At 45.4% G+C, this 20,148-nt stretch carries 14 protein-coding genes and 2 pseudogenes; 7 read left to right on the forward strand and 9 right to left on the reverse strand.

Annotated elements, in window-relative coordinates:
- Window positions 1-304: 304 nt before the first annotated feature.
- Complete coding sequence (locus IQ270_RS11670; RefSeq protein WP_193973384.1) at window positions 305-1,465, forward strand: DUF58 domain-containing protein; 1,161 nt, start codon at window positions 305-307, stop codon at window positions 1,463-1,465.
- Between the two features lie 417 nt (window positions 1,466-1,882).
- Here the strand turns inward: IQ270_RS11670 and minE are convergent.
- From minE to minC, 3 genes and pseudogenes are all read right to left on the reverse strand, one after another.
- Window positions 1,883-2,140 (reverse strand): annotated as a pseudogene (gene minE, locus IQ270_RS11675) (cell division topological specificity factor MinE); the annotation flags it as partial.
- Between the two features lie 218 nt (window positions 2,141-2,358).
- Window positions 2,359-3,165: a septum site-determining protein MinD gene (minD, locus tag IQ270_RS11680; protein ID WP_193973386.1), complete on the reverse strand. Its 807-nt coding sequence runs from the start codon at window positions 3,163-3,165 to the stop codon at window positions 2,359-2,361.
- Window positions 3,166-3,451: 286 nt separating this feature from the next.
- Window positions 3,452-4,252, reverse strand: coding sequence for a septum site-determining protein MinC (minC, locus tag IQ270_RS11685; RefSeq protein WP_193973387.1), 801 nt, complete (start codon window positions 4,250-4,252; stop codon window positions 3,452-3,454).
- 268 nt (window positions 4,253-4,520) lie between these two features.
- On the opposite strand from minC, the pseudogene IQ270_RS11690 reads away from it, so the two are divergent.
- Window positions 4,521-5,453 (forward strand): annotated as a pseudogene (locus IQ270_RS11690) (ADP-ribosylglycohydrolase family protein).
- Between the two features lie 266 nt (window positions 5,454-5,719).
- Here IQ270_RS11690 and IQ270_RS11695 read toward each other — a convergent pair.
- The 3 genes from IQ270_RS11695 to IQ270_RS11705 form a co-directional block, all read right to left on the reverse strand.
- Complete coding sequence (locus IQ270_RS11695) at window positions 5,720-6,400, reverse strand: response regulator transcription factor (protein ID WP_193973388.1); 681 nt, start codon at window positions 6,398-6,400, stop codon at window positions 5,720-5,722.
- A 2-nt stretch (window positions 6,401-6,402) separates the two neighbouring features.
- Complete coding sequence (locus IQ270_RS11700; RefSeq protein WP_193973389.1) at window positions 6,403-7,851, reverse strand: HAMP domain-containing sensor histidine kinase; 1,449 nt, start codon at window positions 7,849-7,851, stop codon at window positions 6,403-6,405.
- A gap of 286 nt (window positions 7,852-8,137) precedes the next feature.
- Window positions 8,138-8,770: a cupin gene (locus IQ270_RS11705; protein WP_228056275.1), complete on the reverse strand. Its 633-nt coding sequence runs from the start codon at window positions 8,768-8,770 to the stop codon at window positions 8,138-8,140.
- 272 nt (window positions 8,771-9,042) lie between these two features.
- On the opposite strand from IQ270_RS11705, the gene IQ270_RS11710 reads away from it, so the two are divergent.
- The 5 genes from IQ270_RS11710 (at window position 9,043) to IQ270_RS11725 (ending at window position 14,963) form a co-directional block, all read left to right on the forward strand.
- The gene (locus tag IQ270_RS11710) at window positions 9,043-9,765 is read left to right on the forward strand and encodes a YHS domain-containing (seleno)protein (protein ID WP_193973390.1); all 723 of its coding nucleotides are present in this window, start codon (window positions 9,043-9,045) and stop codon (window positions 9,763-9,765) included.
- Window positions 9,766-9,772: 7 nt separating this feature from the next.
- Window positions 9,773-11,734, forward strand: coding sequence for a glycosyltransferase (locus tag IQ270_RS30960; protein ID WP_339384131.1), 1,962 nt, complete (start codon window positions 9,773-9,775; stop codon window positions 11,732-11,734).
- A gap of 6 nt (window positions 11,735-11,740) precedes the next feature.
- A complete protein-coding gene (locus IQ270_RS30965; RefSeq protein WP_228056276.1) occupies window positions 11,741-12,160 on the forward strand; it encodes a PilZ domain-containing protein in 420 nt (139 codons plus the stop codon).
- A 32-nt stretch (window positions 12,161-12,192) separates the two neighbouring features.
- The gene (locus tag IQ270_RS11720) at window positions 12,193-12,894 is read left to right on the forward strand and encodes a DUF4079 domain-containing protein (RefSeq protein ID WP_193973391.1); all 702 of its coding nucleotides are present in this window, start codon (window positions 12,193-12,195) and stop codon (window positions 12,892-12,894) included.
- A 338-nt stretch (window positions 12,895-13,232) separates the two neighbouring features.
- Entirely contained in the window at window positions 13,233-14,963 is a 1,731-nt protein-coding gene (locus IQ270_RS11725) for an NAD(P)H-quinone oxidoreductase subunit 4 (protein WP_193973392.1), read from the forward strand.
- Between the two features lie 84 nt (window positions 14,964-15,047).
- Here IQ270_RS11725 and IQ270_RS11730 read toward each other — a convergent pair whose 3' ends face one another.
- From IQ270_RS11730 to IQ270_RS11740, 3 genes are all read right to left on the reverse strand, one after another.
- Window positions 15,048-16,733, reverse strand: a complete 1,686-nt coding sequence (locus tag IQ270_RS11730) for an NB-ARC domain-containing protein (RefSeq protein WP_193973393.1) — start codon at window positions 16,731-16,733, stop codon at window positions 15,048-15,050.
- A 348-nt stretch (window positions 16,734-17,081) separates the two neighbouring features.
- A complete protein-coding gene (locus IQ270_RS11735) occupies window positions 17,082-19,055 on the reverse strand; it encodes an ABC transporter ATP-binding protein/permease (protein ID WP_193973394.1) in 1,974 nt (657 codons plus the stop codon).
- A 233-nt stretch (window positions 19,056-19,288) separates the two neighbouring features.
- Window positions 19,289-20,146 carry a DUF1361 domain-containing protein gene (locus tag IQ270_RS11740; protein ID WP_193973395.1) on the reverse strand — a complete coding sequence of 286 codons (858 nt, stop codon included), beginning with the start codon at window positions 20,144-20,146 and terminating at the stop codon, window positions 19,289-19,291.
- Window positions 20,147-20,148: the final 2 nt, after the last annotated feature.

The raw sequence follows: 20,148 nt of genomic DNA on the forward strand, positions 1-20,148 counted from the left end.
GTGTAGGATTGTTTGGGGGGTTCATTTTTTGGTCTCCTGTCAGTCTAGTTGAGATTTGAGATTTGAGATTTGAGATTTACTCTACAGATTAATCTGGGAGCAGGAACGGGAGTCTAAAATTTGGGGATTGACTTTCGGGAATGTCGGAAACTTGTATCCGTTTTTGGGCGGGGTAAGTGTATTAATTGCGAAAGAATGCCAGATTTATAATTTAATCGCTCGCTTGCTAATTCGGTGCTAAATGGTGAGAATATTTTACAATTAGGCTGGGCGGGCGATCGAGTAATTAACAATTTTAACTTGTATGAATATCACTCAAAAAATTGCCGGCTGGCTCGAAAATCGCGCTGTAACCCCCGCCTACGCGGGTTGGCTGCTCTCGGGAATGACGGTTTTCTTTTTTGGGTCTGCTACCAATACAATGGCTGGGTGGCTGTACGCGCTCAGCGGTGGGAGTTTGGCGCTGTTGGCAGTAGCTGCGGTTTTGCCGGCAAAATCGCTGCGTTCTTTGGCAGTCCGCCGCCACTCGATCGAACCGGTGAGTGCGGGAGATCAAATTACGATCGAACTAGAAATCGAAAATCGCGCCCGCCAACCTAAAACTTTGTTGCAAGTGGTAGACATCTTGCCGTTTGTATTGGGAAAAGAGGTCGTCCGCCCGATCGATGTCATAGAGGGGTCAAGCACATACAAGGATACATACTATCTAGAAGTCCCGCACCGGGGAGTCTATCGCTGGGAAGAGGTCAACTTGAGGACTGCCGCGCCTTTAGGGTTGTTTTGGTGCCGCCGCAGCCGCACTGCGAAAGCGGTGGCGGTTGTCTACCCGCAGGTTTTGCCGTTGACCACTTGCCCTTTGGTCGATCGCGTCGGTCAAGAAGACAGCCCGCAATTGTACGATCGTACCCGAGTGCAAACTGCTACCGAAGGTCTCACCCGCAACCTGAGACCTTACCGCCACGGAGACCCCACCCGCCTGATTCACTGGCGTACCAGCGCCCGCTACGGAGAACTGCGGGTGAGAGAGTTAGAACTTGCCGCCGGCGGTCAAGAAATTATTATTGCTCTCGACAGCGCTGCGATGTGGCAAGCAGAGGAATTTGAACGAGCGGTGACAGTAGCTGCCTCTATTTACTTCTATGCTAGCAAGCGCCTGTTAAACGTCAAACTTTGGACTGCCGGAACTGGACTTGTCTCGGGGAACCGGGTAGTTTTGGAAACTTTAGCGGCGGTTAATGCTGGCGAAGAATCTGTTGAAAATCGGCCGAAACAATCGATAATTTGGCTGACTCAAAACTCGGCAAGTTTAAGCACTCTTTCCCAAGGTAGTCGTTGGGTACTCTGGCCGAGCGCCACTGCGGAAACAGGCGAAAAACTGTTAGTAAAACACGATTTACCAGGCTTAGAAATTCGCTCCGACCGAGCGTTAGAACTTCAGTTACAAGGGAGTATCTCATTTTTGTGAAAAGCATTTTTTTTGTGGGAGTGCCAAATAAATGCCTTGCACGGCTGACGGTTGACTCGATTTTATTATTCCGATGCAACCGGAAACTATATGAATCGTAGAGCGATCCTAAATCCGGTGATTTGTTTGGATCTTCAAACATTTTGTATATAAACTAAAACAGTTCTTGAGGGAGCATCTGTGTTTTTTTTGTAGCGCTATTCCATAACTCGCTCGGACAAAACTCGCGATCGCTTGCGAGTTCGCAATCCAACAAAAAAATATTTTTACCAAGCCCCAGATACTCCCCTGTCACTCACTAATGTCGGGGAGAGTTTCGACTACATACTCAGGTACATAATCGGGCAAATTATCTGGTTGATTCTGGGGCAAATTCTGGGGCAAATTCTGGGGCAAATTCTCCCGTGACTTTTCTAGCCTGACTCGCCGGATCGGGAGATTTGCAATCAATGCTGTTGCGCGCTGGTCGCTAGCTAGCGAGAACTCCGACTCGGTAGTATCGATTTCCACATAGCGAGACACCACTTCTAGAATTTCTCGGCGCATTGACTCAACCATTTCTGGACTGAGCTCTGAGCGATCGTGGGCTAGAACAAGTTTCAGCCGCCGTTTTACATCGTCGCGGCTGTTGTCAGGGGTGCGCGGGAAAAGTCGTTCAAGAAGTGTATATAGCATGGGTAGAGCGGGTTTGTCAAGGGTTGGGCATAGAAAAAGTCAGTCGATTTTAGATTTTAGATTTTAGATTTTAGATCGGGGAATCGCTGAAGACTACTGGGGTTGGGATCTGGTTCATCAGTTTGATTTTTTTGGGGAACGGGTATCACTGGGGAAAACTTTCAAGTAGTTTTTGTGATGCGGTGGCGGCTTTTTGAAGTCGCAAGCAAATCAGCACATCACATAATTTTAGTGTTTAAGAACTTGCGGAGGCGAGTGAAGAAGTTTTCTGGACGGGGATTGAGATCGAGAAACTCAACTTTTTCGCCTTCTAAGCGGCGGGCAATATTGTCGAAGGCTGTTCCAGCTAAAGATGTCGTTTCCGACAATACTAGCGGTTCGCCTCGGTTGGTGGAAACAATTACGCGCTCGTCGTCGGGAACCACGCCTAACAGCGGAATGGCGAGGATTTCCCGCACGTCTTGCACTGACATCATATCATTTGCCAGCACCATTGCGGGTCTGATCCGGTTGACGATTAGCTGGATTTTCTTGACGTTGTTGGCTTCGAGCAGCCCGATGACTCGATCGGCATCCCGAACAGCAGCGATTTCTGGAGTGGTGACAATCACCCCTTCTTGGGCTGGGGCGATCGCATTTTGAAAACCCTGTTCAATACCAGCCGGAGAGTCGATCAAAATATAGTCATATTTTGCTCCCAACATCCCCACAAGCTGCTTCATTTGCTCGGCGCTGATGGCATCCTTCATCCGAGTTTGAGCCGCCGGCAACAGCACCAAGCGCGGCTGCCGCTTATCTTTCACCAAAGCTTGATCTAACCGGCACTCTCCGGCGAGAACTTCTAATGCCGTGTAAACAATGCGGTTTTCTAAGCCCAGCAGCAAGTCTAAATTTCTGAGGCCGAAATCAGCATCAATTACGGCAACATTGCGCCCCCGCTTAGCTAAAGCCATGCCGAGATTGGCTGTGGATGTGGTTTTTCCCACTCCGCCTTTCCCTGATGTAACAACAATAATGCGAGCCATAAGCGATTTTAGATTTATTAGTCAGTAGTCAGTAGTCAGTAGTCAGTAGTCAGTAGTCAGTTGGTAGTTGGTAGTTGGTAGTTGGTAGGGGCGGTACCAAGAGAACCCGCCCTCTTAGTTGTTAGTTGTTAGTTGTTAGTCGTTAGTTGTTAGTTGTTGGAAATTAAGAATTGGAAATTGATAATTCGTAACCAATAACAACTAACCAATAACTAATAACAACTAACCAATAACTAATAACTAATAACTAATAACAACTAACCAATAACTAATAACTAATAACTAATTACTCATTACCCCCAACTAACTGCGATTTGTCAAAATCAGAGGCTCTACCGATCCTAATCCCTTGAGGTGTCACATAGGCGACTTCCGGGAAAAACTGAGCGGGTGAGGTTTCTGGGCCTCTGGCCACATACTTAGCAATCCTAATCACCATCGGTTCCATCTGCAAGGTCATAATCACGCTTTTGGTATTGCCGCCGGCACCGGCGTGCACTACGCCCCGCAAACGCCCCCAAACTAGGATATCGCCCCCGGCGATTACTGAACCGCCGGGATTTACATCTCCCAAAAGTACGATCGTCCCGGGATGACGAATTTCTACGCCCGATCGCACAGTCATCTGCAAATATAAAGGTTCTGCCAGCGATTGCGGTTTTTCGGCGGAGGCTTTACTCAGGGAAGAAACCGGAGGGTGCTGTTCTACACAATAACCTGCCGTAGCAGCAGCAACGGCGGTTTGGCGGCGGCTGGTGTGGACTCGTTTGAGTTGAAGTTCCACTTCCGATAGGGCATCAGCGATGGATTGCAGTTGGCGGATATCTAAAAGTCGATCGCTCCCCATCAATTGTACTTCTGCATTTGGCTGCCAAAACCGTTCACCTGCATTCAGCCTGACTTTTAGCTGCTGCCAAAGTTCAGTCCAAGTCGAAGCCGCACCAGTTGCAGCTTCGGTGTTGGTTTCTGGAGGAAGCAGCAACAATAGCTGTCCATCTTCAGTCTTGAGTCGGACTTGCAGCTCTAAGCTGATTTCGGGTGTTGATTGAGCAGCAGCAGCGGCTCCGGCAGAGGCATCAGGTATCATGGACAGGTCTGAGTTCGGGTATGGACAGGTTAACATCAATATTAGCCTGAGTGGTCATTACTCATTAGTCATTAGTCATTAGCAGGACACTCCGCCCGCACTTTAGACAATTATAGGACTTACGCATGGGAGTCTAGAAACCGGGTTTGTTTTACAAAAATACTTCATTGCAAGCCGCAGATTCGATAAAAAACTCCGTTTCTTCGATCGGTGCATAAATCCATAATTCCCTATTACCAATTCCCCATTACCAAGTTTTCATTACTATATGCAGCCAATAGAACATTATCGCGGCAGTCTTCTCGGTTTAGCAGTTGGCGACGCTCTCGGAACAACTTTAGAATTCCATCGCCCCGGAACCTTTGAACCCATTAACGATATGATTGGTGGCGGCCCGTTTCGACTGCAACCGGGAGAGTGGACGGATGATACATCAATGGCACTTTGTTTAGCCGAAAGTTTGATTGAGAAAAAAAGTTTCGATCCAGTCCATCAATTAGAAACATATTTGCGGTGGCGGCAAGATGGACATTTGAGCAGCACTGGTGAATGTTTTGATATTGGCAATACGGTTCAACAAGCACTTTGGCAGTTTGAAACTACAAAAAAATCTTACTGCGGTGCTACCGAATCTTGGACTGCTGGAAATGGTTCGATTATGCGTTTAGCTCCCCTACCTTTATTTTATGCAAAAAATCCTTGAGAAGTCATAGAAAAATCGGGAGCAAGTTCTCGCACTACTCACGCTGCTGCTACTTGCGTCGATGCTTGCCGCTATTTTGGTACCTTAATTGCGGGGGCTGTAAATAAAGTTAGTAAAGAAGTTTTGCTTTCGCAAAGATATTGTCCGATCGCCGAATATTGGGCCGCGTACCCGCTGGTGGCAGAAATCGATGAAATTGCGGCGGGTTCTTTTAAACGGCGACAACCTCCTGAAATTAAGGGTACTGGTTATGTCGTTAAGTCATTAGAGGCAGCACTTTGGGCATTTTATAACAGTTCTTCTTTTGCAGAAGGGTGTTTGTTGGCGGTGAATTTGGGCGACGATGCGGATACAACTGGTGCGGTTTACGGACAGTTAGCGGGAGCTTTTTACGGCGAATCTACCATACCGGAAAAATGGATCTCGCAATTGACCGATTTCACTCTAATTGCATCTTTCGCCGAACAACTCTTGACTGTAGGACTTACGCACGGGTGACTGGAAACCGAGTTTTTATGCAACACTAGCCGTAGCCGTAGGGTGCGTCGCGATCTAAAATTCCGGCATAAAAATCGACAATCTCACAGCGACTCACCTGACAAAATAATTATGTAAAGCCGTAGCCGTAGGGTGCGTCGCAATCTAAAATTCCGGCATAAAAATCGACAATCTCACAGCGACGCACCTGACAAAATAATTAGGTAAACAAGCCTCATTTTTCCTGTTAGAAAACACAAAATTGGTCGTTTTTTTGAGAAATGATATTACTTTTGCTCTCGCAACACGTAGCCAACTCCTCGAACAGTATGCAGCAATCGTTTTGAGTTACTTGCTTCTAACTTAATCCGCAAGGCGCGAACGTACACTTCAATAATATTTGATTCACCCATAAAATCGTAACCCCAGACTTTTTCTAAAATGCGATCGCGCGTAATGACTTGACGGGGATTCCGCAGCAAAAATTTTAACAAATCAAACTCTTTTGCAGTGAGTTCAATTAGTAGATTTCCTCGATAAACTTCACGGGTTAAACAGTTTAAAATTAAATCTTCAAATTCTAACCGTTCCGGGTCGTTTGGTTGAGTTCGGCGCAGGCGTGCTTTGACTCTCGCTAGGAGTTCTTCCATACTGAAAGGCTTAGTCACGTAATCATCAGCGCCAGCATTTAATCCAGTTACGCGATCGGGTACTTCATCTTTGGCTGTTAATATAATTATTGGTACTTGCACGCCAGTCGATCGCAACCTCAAACAAATATCCAATCCAGAGATACCTGGAAGCATCCAATCTAAAATTAATAAATCAGGTTGGGCTGTGCGGGCGATCGTCAATCCATCCAATCCATTGGGAGCGACGGTGACGTGATATCCTTCTAAAGTAAGTTCAGATTCGATGAACTTTGCCAGTTTAGGGTCATCTTCAACAAGGAGAATGCGATCGCCCATAATTACACTTTCCAGATAGGTAAGGTGATAGTAAAAATACTACCTTCTCCTGGTTTAGAGCGGATCGCGATACGTCCTTCCATCCCTTCGATCAGGCTTTTGGCGATCGCCAATCCCAACCCAGTACCGTCTCTAGAGCGAGTCATGGACTCATTCACCCGGTAAAACCGCTCAAAAATCCGGTTTTGATGCGGGAGAGAAATACCAATTCCGCGATCGCGCACATGAACCATCACCTGCTGTTCCCTCTTTTCTAAGACTAACTCAACAGGTTGTTCGGGAGCAGAATACTTGATAGCATTATCAACTAAATTAATTAAAACTTGTTGTAAACGCTCCTGATCCGCACAGGCGACAACATCCTCATCATTTGACACCAAAATAACTTTCCGATTGCTAACCTTTGCACTCATTTCGGCCACCTCAGCCACCAGAGTATTCAGGATAACCGGATGCAAGCGAAAGTGCAAATTGCCGCTATCAGCCCGCGCCAAATCGAGCAAATCTTCTAACATCCGAATCGTGCGTTCAGTTTCACCAACCGCCGTTTCCAGTGCTTGTTGTTGATAGTCGCTTAAATTAGTGCTGCGTCGCAGCAAACTTTGTAAATAACCAACAACCACCGTTAGAGGAGTGCGTAATTCGTGAGAAACATTACCCACAAACTGGCGCTGTTGCTCCCAGGAACCGGATAATCGAAACAACATTTCATTAAAGGTTTGTGCAAGTCCTAAAATCTCATCAGGAGCCTGATGCAGTTGGAGTTTTGCCGCCTGCAAATTATCAGCAGACAAAGTGCTAGCAACCTGACTCATCTCTTCCAGAGGGCCCAGAGCGTGACGGATGCGACTGGCGATCGCCAACATTAACACTAATATTACCACAATACTCACAACAATTAAACTCCGAATTCCATCATTTAATTGACGTTGCTCGTCAGTGATATCTTGAGAGAAATATACCCTACCCAGCAACTGATTTTTGATTTTCAGAGGTGTGCTACAAATCACCAAATAGCGATCGTCCACCTGAACAAAAGTCGGCTCAGCAGGCACTTCGGTCAAAGAGATCATCTTCCTAATCTTAGAAGATTCCATATCCATATCTGGTGAACTGACCAAAAGCATCCCATCATTGCGTTTTACCCACACCATGATTCCGCCTGTAGAAGCTTTCTGGACGCTGCGAGTCAAGCCAATTTCTAGTGAACCCATTTCACTATAAAGCTCAACCTGTTCGGGAAAACGCGTTCCAATATATTCCAGCGTTTGTTTGTGAGCGCCGACTAGATTTTGCGACCTTTGCCAGCCCGCCCAAAATGCCACGCTGCTAAGTCCTAAAATCGAAAGTACCAGCAAGTCCATAGTCAATCGAAACTGAAGCGAAGAAGTGGAAATTCGCTTGCTAGTGAGATGGTTGATAGTGGCTCTAACTTGGCGAATTAGCTTCATTTTTTTGCCAGATGTAGTGAGGAATTCACGAAAAGTCAGAAGCCTTGTTTGTGACGAAAAGACACGTTCTAGCCAGAAGATTAGCTAAAAAACCCGGTTGATTGGATATGAGTCGTAGGGTGCGTCGCCTGCGATCAATCCTAACTAAAGATTGATAATCTCGCAGCGACGCACCTGACAAAAACCTCTGGTACTCATCCAATTTTATATCTTAAAATTATCTGCGTTGCATCTGTGTTTATCTGCCTTGAATCTGCACTCGATCGCTCAATCGCGAAATTTATCCTTAAAAAATCTCCGCCGTACCTTTGACACGATCAAATTCAAAGCGTCGAGCATAATCTGCTTCACCATAAAGATTAAAACTAACGGTTGGTTCATTTCCCAGCGCTTCCACATGATGAATTGCATCGGGCATTAAGCACAAAACATCACCGGGTGCAAGCAAAATATCTCCCACTGTTTGAATTTTATCGGGAAACTTCGGAATTGGCGATCGCCTCCACAAAGTATTTTTCTCCTGTCCACCCAGTAGCGCCACCAGTCCCCAACTAGCATGATTGTGAATCGGAGAAACCGCACCCGGAGCCCAAGCCACCAACTGCACAGTCAGAGAAAAAAACGGTTCATCATAAAGAGTTTGTACCGCCCATCCCGTCTCAGAGTCAGGTTCGAGAAGAGCAATTTGCAGCCAGGGAGAACTATCTAACAGCCTACGGACAAGGGGACAAATTGCCTGAAGTCGTAAATAATCATCACTAATTTGCTCTAATACATCTTCCAAATCAGTTAAAAATCGGTAAAGTCGGTAAGGATGAGTCAAATCTTCAATTTGATTAGTAGCCTCGCAAACATCGTACCGTCCATCATCATTAACTAACCAGTCTTTTCCTGTCATAAATTTGACACCAATAGTCATGGTATATCTCCACTCTATAAGATATTCCTGCTAACTAGATGATGCGTTGCTAATTCCTAGATGAATTTTTGCTGAAGAAACGAGCCGATTGAGCCTTCAGAGTTTTATCTGCCATCCATCTCTTCCTCATCTAGCCCTCATATTCTTGAGTGTTAATGTAAATAACCTCAAATATTGAGAACAACAAACAGCCACCAATTTGCCAGAGATCAAAAACTCTCAAGCAAATATCTGGTCTGAAACTACTAACTATTCATCGGGAAATTAAACACATGAAAGTAAAATACCTTACCACGATCGCCATTGCCACTATTCTAGGTTTGGCAACAGCTAGTGTTAGCTACGCCAACTTCAAGGCTGCCACCAACTCAAACTCTACAACCGTTTCCTTCAAGATTGCAGAAGCCAATCCTTGTGCGGGTAAAGCCAATCCTTGTGCGGGTAAAAATCCTTGCGCTGGAAAAGCCAATCCTTGTGCTGGCAAAAATCCTTGTGCGGGTAAAAATCCTTGTGCGGGTAAAGCCAATCCTTGCGCGGGTAAAGCCAATCCTTGTGCTGGAAAAGCCAATCCTTGTGCGGGTAAAAGTAGCACAACAACTGTTCATCCTAAGTATTACACCGAAAAAGGTATGGCTCTTGATGGTCAGGATGTCGTAGCCTATTTCACCCAAAGCAAATTATTGATGGGAGTTAGCCAGTTTAAACATAATTGGGGTGGCACAACTTGGATGTTTGCTAGCGCAGCAAACCGTGATATGTTTGCTAAAAATCCTGAAAAGTATGCTCCTGAATACGGTGGATATTGCGCCCAGGCTGCGAGTGAAGGAAATCTTGTTGCTACCCAGCCTGATGCTTGGAAAATTGTTGATGGGAAGCTTTATCTCAACTACGACAAGAAAGTACAGGCACAGTGGATGGGTGATATTCCCGGTCACATTGCTTTAGCAAATAAAAATTGGCCTGCTATTCTCAATAACAAAGAATTGTTCCGCTAAACTCAAAGTGAAGAAGGAAGAGGACGCAGGAGGCAGGAGGCAGGAGGCAGAGGAAAGAAGGAAGGTAGTCAACTGTCAACTGTCAACTATCAACTATCAACTATTAACTATCAACTGTCATATGACTTCATGGCTGAATTCTTTGGGCTTGCATCGTCGGGACAGTGCCCGCAGCAACCGGATACCGATCGCCACCCTCGTGATGTTAGGTTCAGTTATCGTAACCGGTGGACTGGTTGCAGCTTGGTTTTCTGGTAACGGTACTCTCTATTATCTATTTGCCAAACTCCAATCAATGCAAAATCATCCTCCAATGTGGCTGGAAGTGCCAATGGTAATGGGGGAGTCTTTGCTAACACCTACGATCGCTCTGCTGGCCATTTCTTGGCTGATTATGCGTGTTTCGCCCGTACCCCGAACCTGGTCGCGGGTTGTAGTCATAGGCATTTTGTTGGTGTTGGTGACTCGTTATATGCTGTGGCGATCGCTCACAACTTTAAATGTATCCAATCCCTTAGATGGAGTCTTTAGCATTGGGTTATTTCTCCTAGAACTTTTCCTCTTGCTTACCAATATCCTTCAGTTATTTTTGATGTTGCGCGTCAAGGATCGGCGTTCCGAAGCGAATCGGTTGGCGATCGATGTAGTTGAGGGTCGATTCGCGCCCTCGGTTGATATTTTGATTCCCACTTACAACGAGCCTGTTTATCTTCTCAAACGCACGGTAATTGGCTGTCAAGCCATCGAGTATACCAATAAAAAAATCTATCTTCTAGATGACACTAAGCGTGAAGAAATGCGAGAACTTGCAGAGGAATTAGGGTGTGAATACCGCACTAGAGCTAATAATAACCATGCAAAAGCAGGGAATTTGAATCATGCTTTGACTCAGACTCAAGGAGATTTCATCGTTGTTTTTGATGCCGATTTTATCCCTACCAAAAACTTTCTGATTCGCACTGTTGGTTTCTTCCAAGATCCGAAAGTTGCCCTGGTTCAAACGCCTCAAAGTTATTACAATGCTGACCCGATCGCCCGTAACTTAGGTTTGGATAACGCGATCGCGCCGGAAGAAGAGGTTTTTTACCGCCAAATTGAACCGCTCAAAGATGGGGCCGGCAGTGTAGTTTGTTCTGGAACTTCCTTTGTTGTGAGGCGCAGCGCCTTAGTACACGCCGGAGGATTTGTTACAGAATCCCTTAGTGAAGATTATTTCACAGGCATTAAACTCTCTGCTAAAGGCTATCGTTTGGTGTATCTCAATGAAAAACTTAGCGCTGGTTTAGCAGCCGAAAATATTTCTGCTTACGCGACTCAACGGCTGCGCTGGGCGCGCGGAACTTTACAAGCTTTTTTTATTGATTCCAATCCCCTGACTATCCCGGGATTAAACCTGATTCAGCGACTCGCCCATTTAGAAGGACTCCTGAATTGGTTTGGTAGCATTCCGCGCATCGGCTTTCTGTTGATGCCCTTAGCTTATTCCTTTTTGGGCGTGATTCCCATCCGAGCCACTGTTCCCGAAATGTTGTACTTTTTTCTGCCCTATTATTTAGTGCAGTTAACGGTTTTCTCGTGGTTGAATCATCGATCGCGATCGGCATTACTCTCTGATATTTATTCGCTGGTACTGGCATTTCCGCTGGTTTTGACGGTCTTTGGGGTAATGCTTTCTCCCTTCTCCAAAGGATTTAACGTCACAGCCAAAGGTACTGTGAGCGATCGCTTTTCCTTCAACTGGAAATTAGCGCTACCGTTGCTGCTATTATTTATTCCGAATGCCATCAGCCTGTGGCACGTTCTGGGAACCTGTTTGATTCAATTTCAGATGCACGCCTCAGAGCCGGAAATCATCCAGAAGCTCAAAGGATTTGGGATTGGTTGGATTTGGAGCGCCTACAACCTTTTAATTATCAGCATTACGCTGTTAATATTGTTAGATGCTCCTAAATCAGATCGATACGAATAATTTGATTTGCGTCGATTGGTACGGCTGGCGATCGACGGACAAATCTTTTGGGGCGTGACTACTTTTATTTCTGAAGTGGGAGTTCATCTAGAGATTACTCAAGCCGGATTCCCGGCGCTGATTCCAGGAGAACTGCTCCCAGTCAAGTTCAAAATTCTGGAAGATAATTTGAGGCTGCAAGGAGAGATAACTAGGGTGGATTTTAGCAATGAATTTCCCTCGGTACGCATCCGGTTTGATGAATTGGCTTTGCCGCAACATCGATGTCTGGTTGAGATGTTGTTTTGTCGTCCGAATCAATGGAAACGCTCTTGTGCTCCTGGTGAGTTAAAGTCTCTCTTCTTGTTATTTGGGATTTTATTGAAGCCTCGGGTTTTGTTCGATCGCGATCGGGCGATCGATTTCGTGAAAATCTCAAAAGTTTAGTTTTATCCAGTTTAAAAACAAAAACGTGCTTTATGGAATTTAAAGATTTTATGGCTTTGCTGCATCCTATTGTAGCTGTGGCGATCGTTTTTCCGATGCTTGGTATTGTGCTGAATATGGCTTGGCAAACTATGCAGCGCCGCCAGCAAATTGCATCTGGGGACAAGAGCAAAATTCCCCCTATAGTTGGCTCAGAACACGTCAAAGCAGGTAAAATTCTGTCTGGATCTGTGGTAGGAGTGACGTTGTTGGGTTTGGGCTACGCGATTTTTGAGCATATTTTGAGCGAACAAATTTGGAGCAAAAACTCGTTTCAAGTCGTTTTCATTGTACTGATGTTTGTTGCCACTGTTGCTTCTTTGGTGATGCTGTACCGAGCTGAGCCGGCTATGTGGCGCGGTATATTTGCGACTTTGACGGGTGCTGGTTTGGTGATTCTTGGCGCTCAAGATGGCGTTTATCGGCGCACCGATGAATGGTATTGGTCTCACTACTACATTGGCATCACCGCTGCGCTGCTGATGGTATTTTCGCTGGCGATTGTTCAAGACATTTACAAAGATCGATCGAATCGCTGGCGCACGATCCATGTAATCTTGAATTCGATCGCTGTATTGCTCTTTTTGGGACAAGGAATGACCGGAACCAGGGATTTGTTGGAAATTCCTCTGAGCTGGCAAAAACCTTATATTTATAGCTGTGACTTCACAAATAAGACTTGCCCGAAACCGTGAGGGGGAGGATCTGTGTTTTGTAAAAAGATTTTTTTCGCTTTGGGATGCTACAAATATAAAACACAGATGCTCGCTGCCACATTACTGTCATTTTTGGGTGCTCGACTTCACAAGCGTTGTCCAGAAAGGTTTAGAGCCACTTTATGAGCTATAAAATGTTTGAGTCCGGCTAAGAACTGCTGAATAAAATAATTGGAAAAACTATTGACATTTGCCACTATCTATGATTTATTTCCCCATCCGGAGATTTTTCAAAAAAAATTCACAAATATTAAGTTTTGCTTAAATTTAGTATTATAATTGTCGTAACTTCCAACTAAGTATTTATTCTCACTATCATGATAGCGGATCAATTTCCTTGGCTGACCGCAATTGTCATCCTACCACTCATAGCTGCCGCCGCCATCCCTTTTTTGCCGGATACAGACGGCAAAACAGTCCGCTGGTATGCTCTGAGCGTTGGGATTGCAGACTTTGTATTGATGTGCTGGGTGTTTTGGACTCATTACGATCCGAGCATTTCTACTTTCCAAATCGTCGAGAAATATTCCTGGATTCCTTCTTTAGGGCTCAATTGGTCTGTTTCGGTTGACGGATTGTCGGTGCCGCTGGTGTTGTTGGCGGGATTGGTGACGACGCTTTCTATTTTTGCTGCGTGGGAGGTCGATCGCAAGCCAAAACTATTCTACTTCCTAATGCTGGTGATGTATTCGGCACAAATAGGAGTATTCGTCGCCCAAGACATCATGCTGCTGTTCATTGTCTGGGAATTAGAACTAATTCCGGTGTACCTGCTAATCTCGATTTGGGGCGGACAAAACCGTCGCTACGCAGCTACCAAATTCTTGATTTACACTGCTGGTGCTTCCATTTTTATTCTGGTAGCTGCCTTAGCAATGGGATTTTACGGCGGAGGAAACGTTACCTTCGACATGGTAGAACTCGGCTTGAAGGACTATCCGCTAGGTTTAGAAATCCTACTTTATGCGGGATTGTTCATTGCCTTCGGCGTGAAACTGGCGATTTTCCCCTTTCACACATGGCTGCCTGATGCCCACGGCGAAGCATCTTCTCCCGTGTCGATGATTCTGGCCGGCGTGTTGCTGAAAATGGGCGGCTACGGACTGATCCGCCTGAATTTGGAACTTCTTCCGAAAGCACACATTTACTTTGCACCGATTATGGCGGTGCTGGGTGTTGTTAACATTATCTACGGTGCGCTGAATTCCTTCGGCCAAACGAACATGAAGCGCCGCTTGGCGAATTCGTCGATTTCTCACATGGGATTCGTGTTGTTGGGTATTGCTTCCTTCACGGATTTGGGAATCAACGGGGCGCTGCTGCAAATGATTTCCCACGGTTTGATTGCTTCAGTATTGTTTTTCCTAGCTGGCGTTACCTACGATCGCACCCATACAATGGTGATGGACGAGATGGGCGAGATTGGGAAAGTGATGCCGAAAGTGTTTGCCTTGTTTACCGCGGGCGCGATGGCTTCTTTGGCACTCCCCGGGATGAGCGGTTTTGCTAGCGAACTGTCAGTGTTTGTAGGCGTTGCAACTAGCGATATTTACGGCACTTCTTTCCGCGCAGTAATAGTGTTCCTGGCGGCAGTGGGACTGATTTTGACACCGATTTATTTGCTCTCGATGCTGCGACAGTTATTTTACAACTGCGGGACACTGGCGGCTTGCGACCTTGAGGATCTAGATTTGCGGAATCAGCGAGAAAATCTGGATGAAGCGGTGTGTTTTGGTAATAGTTGTATTTTGCCTGGTGATGCACAGTTTATTGATGCTAAACCTCGGGAAGTGGCGATCGCATTTTGCTTCTTGATACCGATTGTTGGCATTGGTTTTTATCCGAACATGGCGATGCAAGTCTACGATGCTAAGACTGTGGCAGTCAACGCAGAAGTCCGCCAATCTTACGTTCAAATTTCTCAAGCAAATCCTCGGATTTATACGCAGGGATTTTTGCTTCCCAAAATTGCACGAGCTCAAACAGCGCCTGCTTTGGGCAAAATTACGGGCTCCGAATCTGCTTCGGTTTTCGGTATTGTCAAATAATTTTATCGAATTCCGTGTTTGTTGAACATTGGGCGATCGCTTTTTTGACTGGTTTTTTTGACTGGGGCGATCGCTTTTTTGTGATCACTGAATTTCGGCAATAATCTGCGCCAGATTTTCCTTGGCATATCCGGCTTCAAGCATCGATTTTCGCTCCAAATCCGAGACAACTTTCGTCAGGATATTTAGCGGTTCTTCAAATCCTGTAGTTTTCAGAAACACAACTTGCAGCCGATTTTTAACTAATTCTAAAATTGAACGACTGCCAGCCTCTTTGCCTTCTTTTAGTTGAACAATACTCTGACTAAAATTGTGAGTTTTCAACAGGCGCATTCTTTCTATTTCTTGCGTCTTAACTGTCTCTAAAACCTCCGAGCGAATTTGCTCGACCAATCTTTCCCTGACATATTGCACGATTAAAGGCTGAAGCATAAAAACCGTTTCCCCGCCCTCACTGATTTTTTCAATCAGCGAGCGGCGGTTCAGAGAATCGAGATTTTTTAGCAAATCGGAAAGAGACGAGTTGACTAACATCTGCTCTCGCAAAGTCGCCAGGGAAATTGGACTTTGAGCAATAGCCAGCCAGCAGGCAATCTCTTGTTCTGAACTCGACATTCGATCGAACTGCTGCGCGAGCAAATTGCTGATATTTTCTTCAATAAATAATCCTGTCGCTTCCAAAAATTTGGAAACATTCCCCTCAAAAAAATCGTGAATCGTGGCGGCCACAATTTTTAATGATAACAGATTGCCTCCGTAGCGTGCCAACAAGATTTCCCACTCTCCATCTAGAGCTGACAAGCCTTTTTCTTGGAAAATCTCTCGGGCAATTTCTGAGGAAATACTGGGTTTTAAAGAACGTACTTTTTCTCCCGCCAGCAAAGCTAGTTCTGTAGGTTCTTCGGAACTAACTAGCAGCAAACAGCTATGGTGATTGACTTCGCAGAGGCGCACAATTAAATCTCGATATCCTTCGCAGCCTTCGCGGTAGTGTCCCGCTAGTTCTTCAGGTCTGAGCACTGCTTCAAAATCGTCTAAAATTAGCAGACAGCGCTGTTTGCGGAGATACTCGATCAAACGCGAAATTTGGTCGCCCTGCTCGATCTTGTTCGTTGGCTCCGCTAACGGCCGATCGACCTTTTGTTGGTTAGAAAAAACTTGAATTAAGTTACTTAAAAATTCGTCCGCAGTCGGTGTCGATCGCAGCGATCGCCAAATCACAAAATCAAACTCATTCTGTAGCTGTTTTGCCAACTGCACAGACAGAGTTGTTTTGCCGCTACCGGCCAAACCCAGCAGCGCTACCAAGCGACAATTATCCGATACAATCCACTGGTTTAAAGCAGTTAATTCTTCACTCCGTCCGTAAAAAACTGCAACATCCGGTGCTTGGCCCCAATCTTGCTGTCGGCGGGCGTTAGCGGAGCTCGCCCCTACGGGGGCTGCGCCAACGGAGAGGAGCGGCATTTTGAAGAAAGATCCTTTACCTTCGGGACTAAAATCGCTTGCTTCCTGCTCGCTGTGGTATGAAAACAGCAACTGATGTCTCAATTCTGACAGCTTTCCCGGGCCGTTCCCCCCTATCTGAAACTTTTTGTAAACTTCGCCGAGTCTTTTGCGAACGGCGATATCGCTAATGCCGAGGTTCCTGGCGATGGTAGCCGTAGATTGACCGTCGAGAGCCATAAAGACGGTTTTTAACTCGGCATCTGTGACACCGCGCTGTTTGGCGATCGTTTGCACAAAGTTTTGAGGAATCGGAATAGTCAAGGTAGGAATCTCGGCTGTAATAAAAATCTATTTTATATTATATTGTGTGAGTTTGAGTCGGCGAACAATTGAACCTTCAAAAGTTCAGCTTGTTTCTGGGTTTTTGGGCCTTTTTAGAAATTTATACTTAATTATCCATTGTGATACCAATTTACAAAAAGAATGCAACTGCCTTTCTCGGCGCTCCAAACCCTGATGCAATCACTCAATATTATGTACGATTAAACAACAGCCCTAAAATAGGTTTGTAGTCAGGACTTTATTCCTCTGATTTTTATGAGGACTCAAGTCCTCACTACAAACCTGATCATCGTTATTTTACCGGACACGATCTAAGGCAACCCTGTATCAACCAAACACGCTCGTACTATCGCGGTATTCTTCGGCAGAAACCACCCGCCAACTTTCATCGCCCAACAGTTCCAAAACCTGCTGGTGATATTTCAACAAACTCAAGCGGTGCCCGACACTCACAAAGGTAGTTTTAGTTGCTTGCAACTGCTCGTATAAATGTTGCTCGTTCTTCAAGTCCAAAGCACTTGTCGCCTCATCCAAAATAGCGTATCGCGGTTCTGTTAGCAACAATCTGGCAAAAGCTAAACGCTGCTGTTCTCCCAGCGACAAAATCTCGTGCCAATCTAAATCTGCATCAAAACCGCCCAATCTGTCCGGTAAATCTGCTAAGTTTACTGATGCTAAAACATAGCGCAATTTTTCCTCGTCAACCTCGCTGCTGGTGTTTGGATACAGAAGTTGCGATCGCAAACTGCCCAAAATCATATAAGGACGCTGCGGCAAAAACAACATTTCCCCAAGTTCCGGCCGCACCAAACGACCCGTTCCCGAGTCCCACAAACCAGCAATAGCCCGCACCAAAGAACTCTTCCCAGCACCGCTTTGACCGACAATTAACAGTCCTTCTCCGGGCGACACCGCTACCGACAAATCCCTAATCAAAGTCTTTTGATGTTTGGGAGTATCTAAAGTAACGTGTTCCAGCGTCAACCGAGAATCAACTACTAAATCTATAGTTGTTTCTCCGGCACGAGATACGGCTTTTTCTGCTTCCAAAGTATCTGTAAATACAGTCAAACGATTGATACTAGCTGCAAAAGAACTCAGGGGTTCAATCTGAGTTACAACCACCGAAAAAGCGCCTAAAACCTGACTGAAAGCAAAACCTGCTTGCGTGATATCTCCAAACTGGATTGTATCGGTTTTGTCGGCAAAGTAAGCAGGAGCTAGAAACAAAGCCGGAATAATCACCACAGCATATCCGTATCCAGTTGTAAAATAATCCAGATTTCGCTGCCAGCCAATGAGTAAATTAAAATTGCGGAATACTTCCACGAACCGCTGCTTTATTTGTGTCGATTCCTGTTCCTCCCCCTGGTAAAAAGCAATTGATTCGGCATTGTCGCGAATGTGAACCAGTCCGTAACGGAAGTTAGCTTCTTTTTTAAGCTGATTAAAATTAAGAGGTACTAATCTTTGACCAAAAATCAGAGTGGCGACTGTTCCCAAAATAGCATAAACTATCAGAAATATCGAGAGTTCTTTTGAGATTGACCACAGGATACCTGTGAAAGATATAACGTCAACGATTGCACCCAGGACGATCAGCAAAAATGACAAACTTGTCTCGGTAAATGATTTGACATCTTCGGAAATTCGCTGGTCTGGATTGTCTATTTCCTTGTGTGCATTTATTTCGTAATAAGCCCGATTTTGAAAATACTTGTCCAGGAACTTATTTGTCATCCACTCTCGCCAGTAGAGGCTTAATTTATCTCGGGTATAGCGATAAATTACTACAATAGGAGTGCCGAGTAGAAAAACCCCTGCATAGACATACAGATACTTCCAGTAATTGAGTTCGTCTTTTTTAGCTAGTGCTGTGTTAAAAAAGTTACCGACATAACTAATTATTACATTCAAACCGCTGACTGACAGCGACAAAAATAGCAGCAAAGTCAATAAAGCCCAGGGCTGCCAGTGCCTAGTCAGTCTGTTTTTAAACCCGACAAAAGCACTCAAAGGAATAATTAGCATCAAAGCCACGATCGCAATTGTTGGCGACTTAATAATTGCTGTCAACAAAGTAATTAAGCCGGCCGCAATACTATTGACAAAATTAGGAAAAAGAGCGGCACCTCCGAGACATACAGCGCTGAGGAGTACAAACATCGCAGCAAAGAGAAATATCAACAACAGCGCGACTAATCCTAAAAATATTCTGCCTCCCCCTGGCTGTAAAGGATAAAAATAAGGTTGGGCGATCGCAAGAAATCTCTCCCACAACTGACGGTCAAATCGATTCATCTTTGCTTTTTACAAAACTACTTTGGCTTTTATAACATAGCAACTTTTCTTTTCTATTACCGCAGTAATTTAAGTGGAAGTTGAGCGAATGTTATCATATCCTATCCTTCGAGAACCCTCGAACCGGATAACAGTTATTTTACCGGATATGAGCTCGCGTACAGAGGAATACTTGCTTTTGGGAAATAAGTCGTCGAGAGCAAAAAAGTTGGGACTTTAGTTGTGAAGCTCATCTAAAATCTCAAATCGATGGAATCGGCTGAAGTTGCGCTTTCGCCGATCGGCTCCGACTCGGATTGACTGCTGTAAAATCGCTGGCTGATGCCCAAAATAACCTGCTTCATCAGCCAATACAAAACCGCAATTACTACAAATGTTGCAGCCATTACTACAACCGGACGCTTACCAATCAAATCGTTCATGACGGTGTTAACCAGCTCATCGGGATTAGTCAGAATGTCCCAACTGTTGAAGCGGATAAATCGCCCTAAATAAATGCCGATCGCCGAAAGTGCGTGTACGATCGTCTCGGTGGCGAGGATAAATCTACTCCAGCCCTGTTGCTTGAGATAGTAACCCAAATTCATCACCGACAGCACGTAAGCTCCAAACCCGGCCAGCATAAACGCCAAATACTGCGGAATCAAAGCCAGAGTCACAGTCCACACCGAGTGGTTCTGTTTGATCTGCTCGATCAGGTGAATGATATCAGTTAAAACGTAGGGTGCATTGGGCAAAAATGCGATAAACCAGAAAAAACCGCCCCACCAGCGGAGAGAGCGAACTCCGCGCTGCCGCAGTACCCAGATGTCTAAAGCCATCAGCGCGAGTGTAATGACGATCGCCCCCAAAACGTAAGTTTTGCCCACATCTTGCACGATGTGCCTCAGATAGCCTAAAACATGGCGCGTGCTCGGCACAAAACTAGCGCCCAGGAGAACCCACGTACCCCACAGCAGCCAGCGCGATCGAGGTTTGCGGAACAGCCAAAAACTCAGCGCCAGGGGTAGTAAACCTAAAAACAAATTCCAAGACATCCAGCGGACATTGTGTCCCATTGCTTCGAGCGCTTCCAGGATTAATCCCATCATGT

This window comes from Microcoleus sp. LEGE 07076 (assembly GCF_015207455.1).
In the GTDB taxonomy this organism is placed as follows: Bacteria; Cyanobacteriota; Cyanobacteriia; order Cyanobacteriales; family Microcoleaceae; genus Microcoleus.